Raw genomic sequence first — 16,809 nt, 5'->3', positions numbered from 1 at the left:
CGTTTCGTTCATCCAACGAACAGGTGCGGTAGTTCACTACCACACCAGCGCCGGACGGGGCGCAACGAAATGAGGGAGGTTCCATGTCCATCATGTTCGCCACACCGGGGTGAAGAAGCGGCGGGCCGCTCGGCATCCGCCCGGCTGTTGCCCGTAAGTCACGCTTTTTCCTGTTTATCTGGGGTTCATGAAACATCACGGGATGCGTCCCGGTTGAACCCCCTGCCCGCGCCGAAACGCACGGGTGCGTACCCAAGGAGTTCAGTTATGCGTACCAAGTTCATCGCCGCCGCCGCCCTGCTCGCCGGCACCGCCTTCGCCGCTCCCGCCTTCGCGCAGGACACCGATGCCAGCTTCACCGGCCCGCGCGCCGAGGTCATCACCGGCTGGGATCACGTCAAGCCGTCGGGCAGCGGCGTGAAGGGCGCGGACGGCGTGCTCTATGGCGGCCAGATCGGCTATGACTTCCAGGCCGGCAATGCCGTGATCGGCGTGGAAGGTGAAGCCACCGGTTCCACCGCCAAGCGCACCGACACCGGCGTGCTCGTCGCCGGCGACCGTGCCCGCATCAGCACCGGCCGCGACCTCTATGTCGGCGGGCGCGTCGGCTTCATCGTCGGCGGCAACGCGCTGATCTATGCCAAGGGCGGCTATTCGAACGCCAAGTTCGACAGCCACTATGTCGCCGGCACCACCGACATCCGTACCTCGGACAATGCCGATGGCTGGCGCGCGGGCGCAGGCGCCGAAGTGAAGCTCAACGACAAGGTCTATCTGAAGGGCGAGTACCGCTATTCGCAGTACAAGAACGACGATGCGGGCATCGATGCCAAGCGTCATCAGGTGGTCGCCGGCCTCGGCGTGCGCTTCTAACTAGCATTAACCACGCATTTAAGGTGTGAACTATAGGGCCGGAGTGCTTGCTCCGGCCCTTTTTGCCGTTAAGGGTATGGGTCGGAAAATTCCCGCAAGCGGGTTCAGATTCGGGCGGTAGCTGCCCCGGGGGTTCTAGATGAAGGCGACGATCGAACGCGCAACTCTGTTGAGGGGCTTGAGCCACGTCCAGTCCGTGGTCGAGCGGCGCAACACGATCCCCATCCTGTCCAACGTGCTGATCGAGGCACAGCCGGGCGGCGCGCTGCGCCTGATGGCGACCGACCTCGACCTGCAGATCGACGAGACGATCGCGGCGGCGGTGGACCAGCCCGGCGCGATCACCGTACCGGCGCACACGCTGTTCGACATCGTCCGCAAGCTGCCCGAGGGCGCACAGGTGGAACTGAGCGCCTCGGAAGGCCGGATCACGGTCAATGCCGGGCGCGCGCGCTTCACCCTGTCGACGCTGCCGCGCGACGATTTCCCGATGATCGCCGAGGGCGAGCTGCCGACGGTGTTCGAGCTGCCGGCCGAGACGCTCAAGCAGATCATCGACAAGACCCGATTCGCGATCTCGACCGAAGAGACGCGCTACTATCTCAACGGCATCTATCTGCACGTGGTCGATGAAGCGACGCCGGTGCTGCGCGCCGCGGCGACCGACGGCCACCGCCTCGCCCGCGTCACCGTGGCGCGTCCGGACGGCGCCGATGCGATGCCGGGCGTGATCATCCCGCGCAAGTGCGTGGGCGAGCTGCGCAAGCTGCTCGACGAAGTCGACGGCTCGATCGGCGTATCGCTGTCCAACTCGAAGATCCGCTTCGATCTGGGCCAGGCGATCCTGACCTCGAAGCTGATCGACGGCACCTTCCCCGATTACACCCGCGTCATCCCGACCGCGAACGACAAGCTGCTCAAGCTCGATCCGAAGAGCTTCATGGAAGGCGTCGACCGCGTCTCGACCATCGCGACCGAGAAAACCCGTGCGGTGAAGATGGCGCTGGAGCGCGACAAGATCATCCTCTCGGTGACCAGCCCCGAGAACGGCGCGGCGGCCGAGGAAGTCCCGGGCGACTATGCTGCCCAGGGCTTCGAGATCGGCTTCAACAGCCGCTACCTGATGGACATCCTCAACCAGATCGAAGGCGATTCGGTGGAAGTCCACTTGGCCGACGCCGCGGCACCGACGCTGATCCGCGAGAACGACAAGTCGCCGGCGCTCTACGTGCTGATGCCGATGCGCGTCTGATCCGGCAGCGGAAACAGACATGAAAAAGCCGGTGCGGGGCCACCCCGCACCGGCTTTTTTCGTTTCAGGTGCGCGGGATCAGGCGAACATGCCGCGGCGGATCGCCGCAACGATCGACACGATCAGGTAGATGACCGTCGAGAGGGTCATAAGCGTCCACAGGCTGACATTCGCGGCCAGGCCGAGCTTGGCCAGCACGGCCCATCCGAACAGGCCGAGCTGAAGCAGCCAGAAGCTCGCGACCGACGCCTCGGCCATTGCCGCGCGGCTGAGCTCGTCGCTGGTCCGCATGACCCGGAGGTTGAGCCAGACCTGGAACGCGAGCAGCGCCGCCATCCCCGCGGCCACCGCGATCGCGGCATCGCCGGTGAGACCGTAGCGCACGGCCAGCGGCGGCGCGAGGAGCAGAACGGCCGCGAGGAGCATCACCACGCCACTGGTGCGCAGATAGCGCAACACGCTGCCGTCGAGCGGATCGCCCTCCCGATAATTCTCCGCCATGCGTCGGTAGAGTGCGCTGCTCGATGCGGCGATCACCGCGAACAGGCCGAGCAACAGCAGCACGCCGGCAACCGCGGTGGAGCCGATGTCCTCACCCGGCATGGCCGAGAGCCAGTCGAACAGCCCGATCTCCCCGGCGCCAAAACCGAGAGCGAGGCCGACCACGGCCCCAATTGCGGCGCGTACGAGCCGGCGGCGGATGCCGGGATCAGCCATTGGGGAGCTCGGGCGGGATCCAGTCGTCAAGGAAGATGACATCGATGGGCACTCCAAAAATCTTAGACAGCCGCATCGCCAGCGGCAGGCTCGGGTCATATTTGTCGGTTTCGACGGCGTTGATCGTCTGGCGGGACACGCCGAGCAGCCCGGCCAGGTCACCCTGGCTGAGGCCCGCTTCGGCCCGCAGCACGCGCAGCCGGTTCTTCATTCGAGATGTCCAGAACTCTGTACCATATGACAAGAGTTCTTGTCATTCCGCGGCGCGCTTGTCAAGAACTCTTGTCATGCCGTCCGCATGGCACCGCAGGTTGATTTCTTGACCCGACTCCTATATTGACACTCTTGTCAGTAAGGAATCGCACCATGGCTACGCAACCTGCGCCCCAGATGCTCAACCCCGGCATTCCGATGAAGCGGGAATGGGGAACCGCGTTCCGCGCGCTCGGGCGGCTGCTCGCCAATGGCGACGATACCGAGCAGGTCTTCCGCATCATGCGCGCGCTGAACGGTGATGCCACGCAGAAGAGCTATCGCAAGCTGCTGACCGTGCCAGAGGGCGGGCGGCTGGCCTATCAGCGTGTCGAGCTGGCCTCACGGCTGACCGACCGCGAATGGATCGACGGCTTCGCCGAAGGCAGCGTCGGCGCGGCCTATCGCAATTTCCTCGATTCGACCGGCTATTCGGCCGACGGGCTGGTCGAGGTCAGCATGAGCGCAAGCGCCTTCCAGGGCATCGAGTTCGAACATCCCTATGCCTGGATGGGCCGGCGCGAGCGCGACATCCACGACCTGTGGCACGTGATCACCGGCTATCAGGCCGACGAGCATCTGGGCGAGGCCTGCCTGGTCGCCTTCTCCTTCGCCCAGACCGGCGGGCTGGGCTGGGGGTTCATCGGCCTGGGCGCGGCGCTGAAGAGCATCCGCATCACCCGCAAGCTCGATTTCTTCAAGGCGGTGGCCGAGGGCTATCGCCACGGCAAGGCCGCCCGGTGGCTGCACGGCGAGGATTACGAGACGCTGCTCGCCGAGCCGCTCGACCAGGTGCGCAAGCGGCTGAACATCGGCGATCCGGCCCGCTACCGGATCGCCCAGGCGAGCCTGGAAGCGGCGGGCCTCAAGGGAATCTGAGGCCCGTCCGCGCGATCAGGGCAGGTCCTTGATGGCGCCGCCGCCCGGCTTCATCAGCGAATCCATCGAGCCGAAGATCTCCTCGGTCGGGGTGACCGGCGCGGGCAGCTCGAAATGCTTGGCGTCGATCTCGGCGGTGTCGAGCGACTTGAATTCGATCAGCGGGCCTTCGGGCTTGGCGGCGCCTTCCTCCACCGGCGTGATGCGCAGCGGCGCGCCCTTGGCGAACAGCTCGGTCACCTTGGCCGAGAAGCCGGTCTCGGCGGGGAACATCGATCCGAAGAATTCGGACAGCGTGCCGATCGTGCGCTGGAACACCGTGCCGACCGGGGCGAGCGCGGGATCGGCGCTCACCACCATCTCGAGATGCTTCTTCTTCGAGGCATCGTCGCCCTTGACCATCAGCAGCTTCCAGGCGGCGCCCCGCTGCCCACCAACGGCCACGGGCACGCCCGGCACCCCGGGGGCCAGGCCGAACTCCAGATCCTTGGCCTCGGCATCGGGGGTCTTGGGTATGATGCCCTTGAGCATGTCGACCATGCCCTGCAGCTCGAAGACCTTGGGGCCTTCCTTGTCGTAGATCACCAGATAATCGACGGCATCGCGGTGGATGACCGCGAACTTGCCGGCGACCTCGACGCGCGAATTGCCGCCCTCGTCCACCTCGACGACCAGCTCCTTGCCGCCGGCGGCATAATGCGCGGTGACATCGGCCAGCGCCGGCATGGGCGCGAGCGCGAGCAGCGCGGCGAGGACGAGACTGGTACGCATGACATTCCCCCTTGTTCGGTGCGAACGATCATCGGCGATGTCGCGCGCGGCGGCAATAGTGCGGCGGCGCAGGATCGGCTATCGGCAGGTCCATGGCAGTGTCCCGCCTCGTCCTGACCGACTTCCGCAACCATGAAGACGCCGTGCTCGTACCCGGGCCCGGCTTCGTCGTGCTGAGCGGCGAGAACGGCGCGGGCAAGACCAATGTGCTGGAGGCGCTGTCGCTGCTGGCGCCGGGCCGCGGGTTGCGGCGCGCGCCGCTTGCCGAGATGGCGCGGCAGGGCGGCAGCGGCGGGTTCGGGGTGGCGGCGCGGCTCGGCGAGACGGACATCGGCACCGGCACCAATCCCGATGCGCCCGAGCGCCGGCTGGTGCGGATCAACGGCGCCACTGCGGCGGCCACGACGCTGGCCGAATGGGTGAGCGTGCTGTGGCTGACCCCGGCGATGGACCGGCTGTTCGTCGACGCGGCGGGCGAGCGGCGGCGATTCCTCGACCGGCTCACCCTCGCCCTCGCGCCCGGCCATGCCCATCATTCGACCCGCTACGAAGCGGCGATGCGCGAGCGCAACCGGCTGCTCGGCGATGACGGCACGCCCGATCCCGACTGGCTGACCGCGCTGGAGGCGCGCATGGCCGAGCATGGCGCGGCGATCGACACTGCCCGACGCGACATGGTCGCCGAGCTCGCAGCACGGCTGGAAGCGCAGCCCGAGGGGCCGTTCGCCCGGGCGGGACTGGCGCTGGAGGGCTGGCAAGGCGATGCCGGGACACTCACCCGCGAGCTCGCCGCCGGGCGCCGGCGCGACGCGGCGGCAGGACGCACGCTCAGCGGGCCGCACCGCGCAGACCTGCTCGTCACGCACCTGGACAAGAACCAGGCGGCGCATCTCTGCTCGACCGGCGAGCAGAAGGCGCTGCTGCTCGGACTGGTCCTCGCCCATGCCGAGCTGGTCGCCGAGCGCGCCGGACGGACGCCGATCCTGCTGCTCGACGAAGTCGCCGCGCATCTCGATCCGGGACGGCGGGCGGCGCTGTTCGCGCGGCTCGAAGGGCGCGGCCAGGTGTGGATGACGGGGACGGAGCCGGGGCTGTTCGAGGCGGTGCCGGGCGGGGCTACGCGGTATCGGGTGGCCGAGGGACTCGTCGCTTCGGAATAGTCTTCTGGTTCCCCGGCGAAGGCGGGGGCCCAGCTGCCATGTCGTTCGAGAGGGTTTCCCACCTCACCAAATTCGCCGAAACTGGGCCCCGGCCTTCGCCGGGGATCAGCTAGGGATCAAGGATCAGCCCGCCCCTTCCTACTGCTGCCCGGCATAGGCCTTCACCAGATCGAACAGATAGTCGCGGCCGACATAGAGCGACCGGACCTCGATCCGCTCGTTGAGGCCGTGCACGCCATTGCCGTCGGGATCGCCCCAGGGGCCGGGCACGCCGTAGACCGGGATGCCCACCGCCTCGAGGAAGATGCCGTCGGTAGCCCCCGTCGACATCGACGGGACCATCGGCACGCCCGGGAAATATTGCGCGACCAGCTTCTCGGCCGGGCCGATCACCTTGGGATCGAGCGGCGGCGCCTTGGCGACCGGGCGGATCGGCGGCACCGGGGTGATCGTCACCTTCGGATCGCCGATCGCCGCGGCGAGCGCGGCCTGGGTCTCCTCGACCGTGCGGCCGGGGAACATGCGGCAATTGACGTTGGCGGTGGCGCGCTGGGGCAGCGCGTTGTTGGCGTGGCCACCCTCGATCAGCGTCGCGACGCAGGTGGTGCGCAGCATCGAATGATAGATGCGGTCGGTGTTGAGCAGCTGCTCGGCCTGCCTGTCGGCCGGATTGGCGGCGATCGCGACCATCGCCTTGCCGAGCGCATCGCCGCGCGCCGCGCCGGCCTTGGCGAAGAAGGCGCGGGTGGTGTCGGTCATCTCGAGCGGGAATTCATAGCCGCGGACCTTCGCCAGCGCAACCGACAGCTCGTAGATCGCATTGTCGGGCACCGGGATCGAGCTGTGGCCGCCGGGGTTGCTCGTCTCGAGGCGGAAGTTGATCACCGCCTTCTCGCCGACCTGCATTTCCTGGTTGAGCAGCTTGCCGTGCCCGTCCGTGTTGCCGCCGCCGCCTTCGTTGAGCGCGAATTCGGCATCGATCAGGTCGCGCTTGTTGTTCGCCAGCCACTGCGCGCCGTTGAACGCCCAGGTCGTCTCCTCGCCGCAGGTGAGCGCCAGCTTGATCGTGCGCTTCGGCTTGTAGCCGCTTTGCCTGAAGCGGATCAGCGCATCGGCGAAGATCGCCGCCATCGCCTTGTCGTCGGCGGTGCCGCGGGCGTAGTAATAGCCCTTCTCCTCGACCAGCTTGAACGGATCGCGCACCCAATCCTCGCGCTTGGCGGCGACGACGTCGATATGCGCGAGCAGGAGGATCGGCTTGGCCGTCTTGGACGTGCCCGGATAGACGGCCACCAGCCCGCCGTCCTTGGGGTGCTCCGGAGTGCTGAACAAAGTGAGCTGGTCCGCGCCGAACCCTGCCGCCTTCAGCCGCGCGGCGATTTGCTCGGCGGCCTGGGTGCAGCTGCCGACATTGACCACGGTATTGGTCTCGACCAGCTCCTTGTAGAGATCGAAGAACTTGGCCTGGTCGGGGCGCAGCGCCGCCGATTCCTGTGCCGCTGCGGGCACCGCCGCCAGCAGCCCCGCCCCGATCAACGCACCCGCCAGCCTGCCCATCCTGCCGCCCCTTTTCACCATGCTCGATGCACCATTTTGAGCATGTTCCGGAGCGGCGCGGAAGGGGTGCATTTTGCTTCCGTTTCGTGACGCCAATACCTATATGCTGGGCATGGCAATTGACGACACCACTCCCGAAAATACCCCGAACCAGAACAGCTACGGCGCGGACTCGATCAAGGTCCTCAAGGGACTGGACGCCGTGCGCAAACGCCCCGGCATGTACATCGGCGACACCGACGACGGTTCGGGCCTCCACCACATGGTGTTCGAGGTCTCGGACAACGCGATCGACGAGGCGCTGGCCGGCCACTGCGACAAGATCATCATCCAGCTGAATCCGGACGGCTCGGTCTCGGTCGAGGACAATGGCCGCGGCATTCCGACGGGCATCCACAAGGAAGAAGGCGTCTCGGCGGCCGAGGTCATCATGACCCAGCTCCACGCCGGCGGTAAGTTCGAAAATACGTCCGACGACAATGCCTACAAGGTCTCGGGCGGCCTGCACGGCGTCGGCGTCTCGGTGGTGAACGCGCTTTCCGAGTGGCTCGACCTCAACATCTGGCGCGACGGCGAGGAGCACTGGATGCGCTTCGCGTACGGCGACGCGACCGCACCGCTGAAGGTGATCGGCAAGGCCCCCGAGGGCAAGAAGGGCACCCGCGTGACCTTCCTCGCCTCGACCGAGAAGGCCCCGGGCGACGGCGGCACCTTCCGCAACCAGATCGAGTTCGACTTCGACAAGCTCGAGCATCGCTACCGCGAGCTGGCCTTCCTCAACTCGGGCGTGCGCCTGTTCCTGCGCGACGCGCGGCACGAGGAAGTGAAGGAAGTCGAGCTCTATTACGAGGGCGGCATCGCGGCGTTCGTGAAGTGGCTCGATCGCAACAAGCAGCCGCTGATGCCCGATCCCGTGGCGATCGCCGGCACCCGCGACGACGTGACCATCGACGTGGCGCTGGAGTGGAACGACTCTTACTATGAGAACGTCCTCTGCTTCACCAACAACATCCCGCAGCGTGACGGCGGCACCCACCTCGCCGCCTTCCGCGCCGCGCTGACCCGCACCATCAACAGCTATGCCGACAAGAGCGGCGCGCTGAAGAAGGAGAAGGTCAGCCTCACCGGCGACGACATGCGCGAAGGCCTGACCGCGATCGTCTCGGTCAAGCTGCCGGACCCCAAGTTCAGTTCGCAGACCAAGGACAAGCTGGTCTCGTCCGAAGTGCGCCAGCCGCTCGAGAGCCTGATGGCCGACAAGCTGGCCGAGTATCTCGAAGAGAACCCCGCCAACGCCAAGATGATCATCCAGAAGGTGATCGACGCCGCCGCCGCCCGCGAAGCCGCCAAGAAGGCGCGCGAGCTGACCCGGCGCAAGGGCGTGATGGACATCGCCAGCCTGCCCGGCAAGCTCGCCGACTGCCAGGAGCGCGATCCCGCCAAGTCCGAACTGTTCTTCGTCGAGGGTGACTCGGCAGGCGGATCGGCCAAGCAGGGCCGCGACCGCCAGTTCCAGGCGATCCTGCCCCTGCGCGGCAAGATCCTGAACGTCGAGCGCGCGCGCTTCGACCGGATGCTCGCCAGCCGCGAGATCGGCACGATCATCACGGCGCTGGGCACCGGCATCCGCGACGATTTCAACATCGAGAAGCTGCGCTACCACAAGATCGTCATCATGACCGACGCAGACGTGGACGGCGCGCACATCCGTACGCTGCTGCTGACCTTCTTCTACCGCCAGATGCCCGAGATCATCACCAACGGGCACCTCTATATCGCCCAGCCACCGCTCTATAAGGCGAGCAAGGGCCGCAGCGAGGTGTACCTGAAGGACGACAGCGCGCTCGACCAGTATCTGGTCGATGCGGGTGTCGGCGGCACGATGCTCGATACCCAGGGCACGCTGCGCAGCGGCGACGACCTGCGCGAGCTGATCGAGCATGCCCGGCGCATGCGCACCCTTATGCGCTATGTGCCGCGCCGCTATTCGCCGGACATCATCGAAGTGCTGGCGCTCGGCGGCGGGCTCGATCCGGTCGCGACCGTCGAGCAGCGCGCCGCGAGCCTGACCACCACGGTCGCCCGGCTGGAGGCCGCCGATACCGAGGCGCGCTGGTCGGCGCGGATCACCGAGGATGGCGGCTATCATTTCGAGCGGCTGTGGCGCGGCGTGACCGATCACCACATCGTCGAGGCGGCGTTCCTGGTCTCGGCCGAGGCGCGCAAGCTGCACGGCCTCGCCGCCGAGCAGGCACCGAGCTATCTCGTACCGTCGAAGCTGGTCCCGTCCAAGGCGAGCGCCGCTGCCGAGGCCGAGGCGCCCGCACCGGTGGAAGTGGACGAGAACGACGTGCCGGTGGCCGTCGGCAAGGGCGAGGCGCTGGTCTCGCGCCCGAGCCAGCTGCTCGACGCGATCCTGGCGTTCGGCCGCAAGGGCCTGTCGATCCAGCGCTACAAGGGCCTTGGCGAGATGAACGCCGAGCAGCTCTGGGAGACCACGCTCGATCCGTCCAACCGCTCGATGCTCGTCGTCCAGGTCGACCAGGCCGACGTCGCCGACGAGATCTTCACCCAGCTGATGGGCGACGTGGTCGAGCCGCGGCGTGACTTCATCCAGGAGAACGCGCTGAGCGTGGCGAACCTGGACGTCTGACGGCCTTCTGAGACAAACCAACTAGCCGTTTCTGACAAGCAGTTGCTTGTTCAGCGACGGCAGTTGGCTGTTCCATGTCACCTTGTAGATGTAGCGGCCGAAGACGCCGTAGCGATGGATCATGAGCCGCCGCGCCTTCGCGGAAGCCGGCCTGGCCATGGGACGCATCGGGCTCGTGCGCTTCACCGTCTTCACCAAGAAGGTGCCGGGGCTCGACGCTTCGCCAACTGCTCGGATCTTCACGCTCGAGACGTTGCTCCCACCCGCACGCCCGACCACGAGGCCTTCGAGAGCCGCTGCATGAAGAGCGAGATCGGCCTGCCTGGAACGGTTCGGGGGCGTTCGGCTATCGCCTCAGGCGCCGGCGCTTCGGATGAAGGCGTCGTTCTGCCATTCGCTATATCCGAGTAGCGTGCCCTCCAGGCGGGTCAGAGGCTCGCTCCAGCCCAGCTTGCGCGCCAGGCCTCGAACCAGGATATAGGCATCCAGCCTCCACTCTTCTCCCTTGAGGGCGTAGAGAACGACCCGGATGCCGAAATATGCCGGGCGCATCGTGGCGATGGGCTCACAATACTCCCTTTTAATCAGAATGCCCTCAGCGACATATCGCTCGAACAGATTCTCCGGCGTCTCGACCTCGCCTTCCGTTGCCGGACATCTTTCGATGAATACCGACAGCGGCTTCTGGCCGGCCAGCATCAGGGGAAGCTCCCTGTTGGAATGAACCCTGTAGGGAAAACCGTCTGCGGCGCTCCACGAGTAAAGATCGACATATTCATAATCGACATCGATCGACAGGCCGAAGAGTTCGTTGGCCAGGGCGATTCCATCCGCATCCAGCTCGAACCGATTGACCCCCGTCACATCGGCCGGATCGCAGGAGAACTTCCCGCATATCCAGCCGATGTCATGGGCACCGCAATCATATTCATGGACGGCGTATCCGGATTCAGCGTCCACCAGCTGGACGAAGAACCTTCTTTCCTCGGATGTTTCGGAACAATTCGTATCCATCAAATTCCTACGGGCAACAATATGATAGCCGCGACCACGATGATGATCGTGCCCAAGGTGGCCGCACGCCACGAATTGGTGTTATCTGGCATACCCTCGGGGCGGGCAAAGGGCCCTTTCTTTTCCCTATCCAGGCATTGACCGCAAACACCCGGATATTCGTCGCTGACCCCACCGGCCGACACCGGCGCGCCGCAACGCTGGCCTCCTATGCCGACGCAGGTCCCCTGGCGCCCGCCGCGCCCGCCGCCCTTCTTCTTCTTCTTGCCGCCCGGATCGCTGCGATCGCCATATGCCGCGGCCGTGACCACGATGGTGTCCGTTGGGAAATTCAACAGGCTGGAGAACTGACCCGGAGAGGCGGGAAGATAGGTCTCCGGCGTCAAACGCGTACCGGTGACGGTGATTTCATCCGCGGGCTTCGGCGCCTGGGCAAGCGCGGCCGCGCCGATCTCGACAGCGAGTGGCATTTCGAGTTCGCGCTGCTCGTTGCCAGTCGGATCGGTGCGGTTCACCGGATCATTGCCGACATAGGCGTAGAGGTTGATCTGATCGTCATAGCCAACGGGATCGGTCTGCAGGAAACGGCCGAGCGTCGGCGAGTAGATGCGGGCCTTGTAGTAGTACATGCCCAGTTCGGGAAGCCAAGCCTGGCCGGTGTACTGGAAGCGCCCGATATTGGCTGCAGCCGGGATCCCATATTCGTCATAGCTGTTGATCTGGGTGAGCGAACCGCCCCAATCGACCCAGGCGATGATCGAGCCCTGATGATCGGTCTTGGGCAAATGCGCGTTCGACCAGCCCGAGGCGCCCAGCGCGGCACCGTCGAACCAGGCCAGCGGATCGTCCTCGCCCGCGCCATGGACATAGCGCTTGAGCATCGAGCCGGCGCTGTCATATTCGGCGACTATTTCGTCGCCGGCATAGAGGAACTGGGTGACGGGGAAGCCGCCGCCCGAAGTCTGGAACAGCCGGCCCAGCGGATCGTAGACGAGGTTCGCACCGGTCGACGCCACGACCAGCCGGTTCTCGGCATCATAGGTATAGGCGATGCTGCCGCTCGCGGTCAGGTTGCCGTTCGAATCATATCCGAACGCGACCCCGCCCGCCGAGCCATATTGGTTGAGGCCGTTGACGGAATAGCCGCGATTGGCGCTCGCATAGCCCGAAAAGGCATAGGCCGAGTTCGACCGCGTCCGGCTCGTGATCTGGCTGGCCGGGTTGTAGCCAAGGACCGTGTTGACGCCGCCGCCGCCGATCGCCTCGTTCTGCCCGGTGAGGCGGCCAATCGGGTCATAGGAATAATAGGTCCAGCTGCCGGACAGGTTCTGCGCCAGGTGCCCGGAGGCGTCATAGGTGCGCAGCAACAAGTTGCCGGTCGTATTCACGCCTGCCGTGTCGAGCCGATCGAGCGAGTCATAATGATAGCCGGCGAAATTGCCGTCGGGATAGGTCAGCTGGATGCGGTTGCCGTCGGCATCATATTGGAAACCGATCGTCCGGCTCACGCCGCCCATGCTGGTCGTGCTCGAAGCGAGGCGGCCGAACCCGTCATAGGCGTTGGTCACCGCGTCGCCGCCAGACGGGTTGTCGAAGCGCGCCGCCGTCTGCAGGCCGCGCGCATCGTAGCTGTAATAGACGTCACGCGTCATCGAACTCGGCACGTTGGTGCAGGCATAGCCCGCCACGCAGCCATCGGGCACCAACTTCCAGGCCACCCGATTGAGCGCGTCATAGCCAAAAAGGAGGGTACGCCCATCCCGCTTGCGCAGGCTGGTGCGGTTGCCGTTGGCATCATAGCCATATTCCTCCCGGTCATTGGCGTTGACCGCACCCGCGCTCGCCAGTGCGCTGGCGGGAGTCGCGGGATTGAAACCGCCGGGCGCGCTCGGCGAAGGGAATTGCCACTGCGCCTGCCGGTCGAAACCGTCATAGAGGAGCTGCCCGCGGTTGCCGTTCGCGTCGATGACATATTGCCGCTTGCCATTCGGCGTGTAGCTGTAGGTCGCATAGGCCTGTTCGATCGCGGTGCCCACCGCCCTGCGGATCTGCACCAGCTCGCCGGCATCGTTGTAGACGTTGCGGGTGATGCGATCGGGACCGTCGCTGCCCTGCGTGCCGAGGCTGCAGGCATCCGGCAGGCTGCCGAAAGCGGCCGGGTTCATGCGCACCGCGACGCATTCGACCCGCCCTTCGGCATCATAGCCATATTGGGTGAGCTGATAGGCGACGCCGCCCGACGAGCTGGTCTCGCGCAGCTTGTGGTCGAACCCGTCATATTCGGTATCGACCTGGCTGAGCACGGTGAAGCCGCTCCAGGCGGCAGGCGCCGTTTCGCCCGGCCAGCTGGTGAGCTGCCCGTTTTCCACGCGGGTAACGCGCCCGACCGTGTCGTAGGTGTTGCGGACCGCCGGATAGCCGAGCGGCCCGGAACCGTCCGGATCCGCCTCGATCTCGCCGGTCACGCGGCCCGCGCCGTCGTACCGGGCGTACGACGTGAAGGCAGATGGAGAGGACTGGGCCTGTGCGGGCAATGGCGCCAGCGCCACCAGTCCCATGAGCCATCCAAGCTTGCGTAACAGCATCGTCACCCCTTCCGAAGTACCTGGATTTGCCGAGGCTTATTGACAGGTGCCCAGGCCGGCGCGCGGCGTGGTCACACTCACCTGGTTGCCCTGCGCGTCGTAGCCGAGGCAGGTCCGCTGGACCTGCCCGTCCGCAGCCACCGCGACGCCGCGCACGAGCAGATTGTCCGTCGTGCCGTCCGGCCCATATTCATAGGTCACGACCCGCCGCGGGGCGCCGGCGTCGCAAGCCGGCGTGTCGCTGCCCGCCGCCGTCTGGCACTCGGTTGCCGTGGCCAGCACCCACAGGGGGGACGGCGAGGGCACCAGCGAACCGCCGGCGCTCAGCACATAGGCGTATTTCTGGACATAGCTGTACAGCTTGAACGGGCGTGCGCCGCCCGTGGTCGGCGCGGGCTGCATCTCCCACACCATGCCGCCATGCGTCGCGTCATAGCCATAGTTGGTGACGGCACCGCGCGGATCGGTGATCGCCGAGGGCTTGTTGCACACCTTCAGATCGCCACAGGCCGGGAAGGACGCGGCCCACACGATCGGCGACAATCCGCTGCCGGCCTTCGCATTGCGCTGCGCGGCCACTCGGTTGCCGCGGTCGTCATAGGTGAACTGGTAGCTGGCGACGTGCGTGCCGGACACGCTGGTGTCCTCGGGCAGCGACACGGTCGACGGATAGGCCTGCGCCTCGTTCGGGCGCATGACCTGGTCCGCCCCGGGGAAGGCGCCCTTGACGATCGACGTCCAGGAATAGCGGAAGAAACCGAACTCGGTCGCGCGGGCGAGCTGATCGGTCATCCGGGTGGGCGGGTCCTGCGACAGCGCCATGTCGAGCACCATCGCCTTGCCCGAGGGGTCCGTCCTGCGCATCGCAGCGGAGGAATCCCATGACCCCGCATAGCGGCTACCGCTATATTCATAGCTCCAGGTGCGCCCGCCGGCGGTGACAGACTGGACATTGTCCAGCCAGGTGATCGGATTGGGGATCGATGATCCGCCCGGATAGACGATGTCCGGATATTCCCGATAGACCATGGTCCGCCGCGTCGCAGGCAGGTCGCCCTTCTCGAAGCTGACCAAGCGCCAGGCGCCCCAGCGCGGCTCCGGCGCAAAGCCGAACTTCAGCGCCTCGCCATTGGGGCGAACGAACCGGACCGTGTTGGCGCTGCGATCATAGCCGACGCTCACGACCTGCGGGCTGCCGCCGAAGGACGCGCAACGCCCCGCGGCTTCGTTGCAATAACCGCGCGCCTTGTCGTACTTGACGATCTGCGTGACCGAATACCACTGGTCGAGCGCCGCGGTGCCGCTCTGGGACCCGGCATCGCGCTGATAGGAGAATTGCAGCGCATAGCCGCGGTTCGACACGATCGAGCGGATGCGCGAGGTGGTGAATATCGTGCCGCTGGGGACGAGCTGGAAGGTCCCGCTGTCATAATAGTAGGTCCACACCTCGCCATTGGGCTGGGTGAGCTTGGTCACGACATTTCCGTAATAGCCCGAGCCCGGGGCCAGCGGCACGTGGAGCTGCAGATAGGTGAGGCTGTTCGAGATCTCCGCGGTCGCCCCGTCCTTCGAGGTGTACAGATAGCCAGCACCCCAAGGCACGACGCTCGAGGAGGTGTTGGCAGCATTGTAGAAGCCGGAGCCGATATTCGCGAACCGGTCGTGATTGGCCGGCGCATCGAAATTGACGAAGCTGACGCCGTTCTCGTTGGCCTGTTGCCATGCGAGGATCGCGTTGGTGGTCAGGCTGGCATAGACGATCTGGCCCAGATTGTTGCTGATCGAGAGCGGCGGATCGCTGCTGTAATGCACCGGCACGATCGCAAAGCCCGGGCTCACGAAATTGAGGCCGACGCCGAGCTTGTCGCTGCCTCCTGGAATAAGCTCGTCGCGAAGGTGAAGCTTGCCGTTGGACAGGTCGATGTCGTTGGAATCGACCCTTTCCTGCGCGGGATAGAGATCCATCAGCGGATTGCTGAACTGCGGATCGCCGGAGGGCGCGCCGGCGCTGGCAGCGGCGACGCTCATCGCCCGCGCCCCGGACGGCTGCGCGCCGCCAGCCGGCTTGGCGCCCGGATCGGCCTCCACGTCCTGCGACTGGGCCGCAGGCTTCTCCGCCGGCGGCCCGGTTTCTTGCGCCTGCGCCGGGACCGCGCCCGCGGCGAGCCCTGCCAACAGCGCCGCCTTCAGTGCGCGGCGATGCAAAGTACCGAGTCTCGAGCTCATCTCGTCCCCTCTTGCTCGCCCTTCGGAAGACCTGCCTGCGGCAGGCCGGGGCGACGAAAGAAAATTGGTATCATTTCCAGCAAGTTGACTGGCCGAAGCCGCCCTAGTCGCAGCTTCGGTTCGCGCCCACTATTTCGAAGGTGAAGGAGGCGGTGGCCGTTTCATTGATGCTGTTGGCGACCACATAGGTGCCGGTCACCGTGCTCGGCTCCGCGCGCGGGAAAGTGTAGTACAATATCCCTGAGGCATCGAAATTGATGAAGGGATCGGCCGACGTCACCGAGATGATACGAAGCGGATAATGCCCGTTCGAATCGGTATCGTTCGTCCGCACGTCATAATAGATGCCGCCGCACACCTCGGTGGTAGTGAAGGTCGCGACGTCCGCATTCGCGACCAGTCCGCCGGGGGTGGGTGTGGGTGTGGGTGTGGGCGTAGACGCCGGAGCGCCGGTCACCACGACCTGGGTACGGTTGCCCGCCGCGTCCAGCGCATAGGAAGAAGCGACGCCGTTATTGGGGCCGCCCGAGACCGAAGTCGCGATGAGCCGCCCCAGCGCATCATATTGATAGGTTGCGGTTTCCTGAGCCGACGCCGGCAGCGACGAAAACGCGATCGCCAACGTGCTCGCACAGGCAAGCAATCCAAATCGCATAAAGCCCCCAGTCCGGTTGATACAGAACAGTGATCTCAGAATAATACTTGCACGAATCATCGTCAGGGCCCGGAAATAACCAAGCCCCCTACCAAATAAACGCAATTATATTCAGAAATATGCAGCAGTTCTTCAAAACTCTGCCGATAGCCGCGTATCTATATTGTAAAAATCGCGACACACTTCAAAGTCGTGAAGGTATTATCCGAAAAGCG

Annotated in this window: 14 protein-coding genes; 5 read left to right on the top strand and 9 right to left on the bottom strand. The window is 65.6% G+C overall.

The features are described from left to right. Positions 1 to 267: 267 nt before the first annotated feature. The gene (locus GGR46_RS18840) at positions 268 to 873 is read left to right on the top strand and encodes an outer membrane protein (RefSeq protein WP_183999540.1); all 606 of its coding nucleotides are present in this window, start codon (positions 268 to 270) and stop codon (positions 871 to 873) included. Positions 874 to 1,012: 139 nt separating this feature from the next. Then, positions 1,013 to 2,125 carry a DNA polymerase III subunit beta gene (dnaN, locus tag GGR46_RS18835; RefSeq protein ID WP_183999539.1) on the top strand — a complete coding sequence of 371 codons (1,113 nt, stop codon included), beginning with the start codon at positions 1,013 to 1,015 and terminating at the stop codon, positions 2,123 to 2,125. 78 nt (positions 2,126 to 2,203) lie between these two features. On the opposite strand, the gene GGR46_RS18830 is transcribed toward dnaN, so the two are convergent. Together GGR46_RS18830 and GGR46_RS18825 are read right to left on the bottom strand one after the other, a co-directional pair. Next, a complete protein-coding gene (locus tag GGR46_RS18830) occupies positions 2,204 to 2,842 on the bottom strand; it encodes a hypothetical protein (RefSeq protein ID WP_183999538.1) in 639 nt (212 codons plus the stop codon). Further along, positions 2,835 to 3,053, bottom strand: a complete 219-nt coding sequence (locus GGR46_RS18825; RefSeq protein WP_183999537.1) for a helix-turn-helix transcriptional regulator — start codon at positions 3,051 to 3,053, stop codon at positions 2,835 to 2,837. Before GGR46_RS18825 ends, GGR46_RS18830 begins: the two co-directional genes overlap by 8 nt. A 155-nt stretch (positions 3,054 to 3,208) precedes the next feature. Between GGR46_RS18825 and GGR46_RS18820 the strand changes: the two genes are divergently transcribed. Continuing rightward, complete coding sequence (locus GGR46_RS18820) at positions 3,209 to 3,973, top strand: Coq4 family protein (RefSeq protein ID WP_183999536.1); 765 nt, start codon at positions 3,209 to 3,211, stop codon at positions 3,971 to 3,973. A gap of 15 nt (positions 3,974 to 3,988) precedes the next feature. Here the strand turns inward: GGR46_RS18820 and GGR46_RS18815 are convergent, their stop codons facing one another. Further along, on the bottom strand, positions 3,989 to 4,744 hold the full coding sequence (locus GGR46_RS18815; protein WP_183999535.1) for a hypothetical protein: 756 nt from the start codon (positions 4,742 to 4,744) through the stop codon (positions 3,989 to 3,991). A gap of 92 nt (positions 4,745 to 4,836) precedes the next feature. Between GGR46_RS18815 and recF the strand changes: the two genes are divergently transcribed. Beyond that, the gene (recF, locus tag GGR46_RS18810) at positions 4,837 to 5,904 is read left to right on the top strand and encodes a DNA replication/repair protein RecF (protein ID WP_183999534.1); all 1,068 of its coding nucleotides are present in this window, start codon (positions 4,837 to 4,839) and stop codon (positions 5,902 to 5,904) included. Positions 5,905 to 6,042: 138 nt separating this feature from the next. On the opposite strand, the gene GGR46_RS18805 is transcribed toward recF, so the two are convergent. Further along, positions 6,043 to 7,461: a M20/M25/M40 family metallo-hydrolase gene (locus GGR46_RS18805; protein ID WP_183999533.1), complete on the bottom strand. Its 1,419-nt coding sequence runs from the start codon at positions 7,459 to 7,461 to the stop codon at positions 6,043 to 6,045. A gap of 103 nt (positions 7,462 to 7,564) precedes the next feature. Between GGR46_RS18805 and gyrB the strand changes: the two genes are divergently transcribed. Further along, positions 7,565 to 10,114, top strand: a complete 2,550-nt coding sequence (gyrB, locus tag GGR46_RS18800) for a DNA topoisomerase (ATP-hydrolyzing) subunit B (RefSeq protein ID WP_184000103.1) — start codon at positions 7,565 to 7,567, stop codon at positions 10,112 to 10,114. A 21-nt stretch (positions 10,115 to 10,135) separates the two neighbouring features. Here the strand turns inward: gyrB and GGR46_RS18795 are convergent, their stop codons facing one another. From GGR46_RS18795 to GGR46_RS18775, 5 genes are all read right to left on the bottom strand, one after another. Beyond that, positions 10,136 to 10,357: a hypothetical protein gene (locus GGR46_RS18795; RefSeq protein WP_183999532.1), complete on the bottom strand. Its 222-nt coding sequence runs from the start codon at positions 10,355 to 10,357 to the stop codon at positions 10,136 to 10,138. Positions 10,358 to 10,468: 111 nt separating this feature from the next. Beyond that, positions 10,469 to 11,128, bottom strand: a complete 660-nt coding sequence (locus GGR46_RS18790) for a hypothetical protein (RefSeq protein ID WP_183999531.1) — start codon at positions 11,126 to 11,128, stop codon at positions 10,469 to 10,471. Beyond that, positions 11,128 to 13,713: an RHS repeat domain-containing protein gene (locus GGR46_RS18785; protein ID WP_183999530.1), complete on the bottom strand. Its 2,586-nt coding sequence runs from the start codon at positions 13,711 to 13,713 to the stop codon at positions 11,128 to 11,130. The genes GGR46_RS18790 and GGR46_RS18785 overlap by 1 nt, the downstream gene beginning before the upstream one ends. Positions 13,714 to 13,749: 36 nt before the next feature. Then, entirely contained in the window at positions 13,750 to 15,939 is a 2,190-nt protein-coding gene (locus tag GGR46_RS18780) for a hypothetical protein (RefSeq protein WP_183999529.1), read from the bottom strand. A gap of 103 nt (positions 15,940 to 16,042) precedes the next feature. Beyond that, the gene (locus GGR46_RS18775) at positions 16,043 to 16,561 is read right to left on the bottom strand and encodes a hypothetical protein (protein ID WP_183999528.1); all 519 of its coding nucleotides are present in this window, start codon (positions 16,559 to 16,561) and stop codon (positions 16,043 to 16,045) included. Positions 16,562 to 16,809: the final 248 nt, after the last annotated feature.

Origin of the sequence: Sphingomonas kyeonggiensis (assembly GCF_014196745.1) — a bacterium.
GTDB lineage: Bacteria > Pseudomonadota > Alphaproteobacteria > Sphingomonadales > Sphingomonadaceae > Sphingomonas > Sphingomonas kyeonggiensis.
The sequence above is the reverse complement of the archived record's forward strand: the minus strand, read 5'-3'. Positions and strand labels throughout refer to the sequence as shown.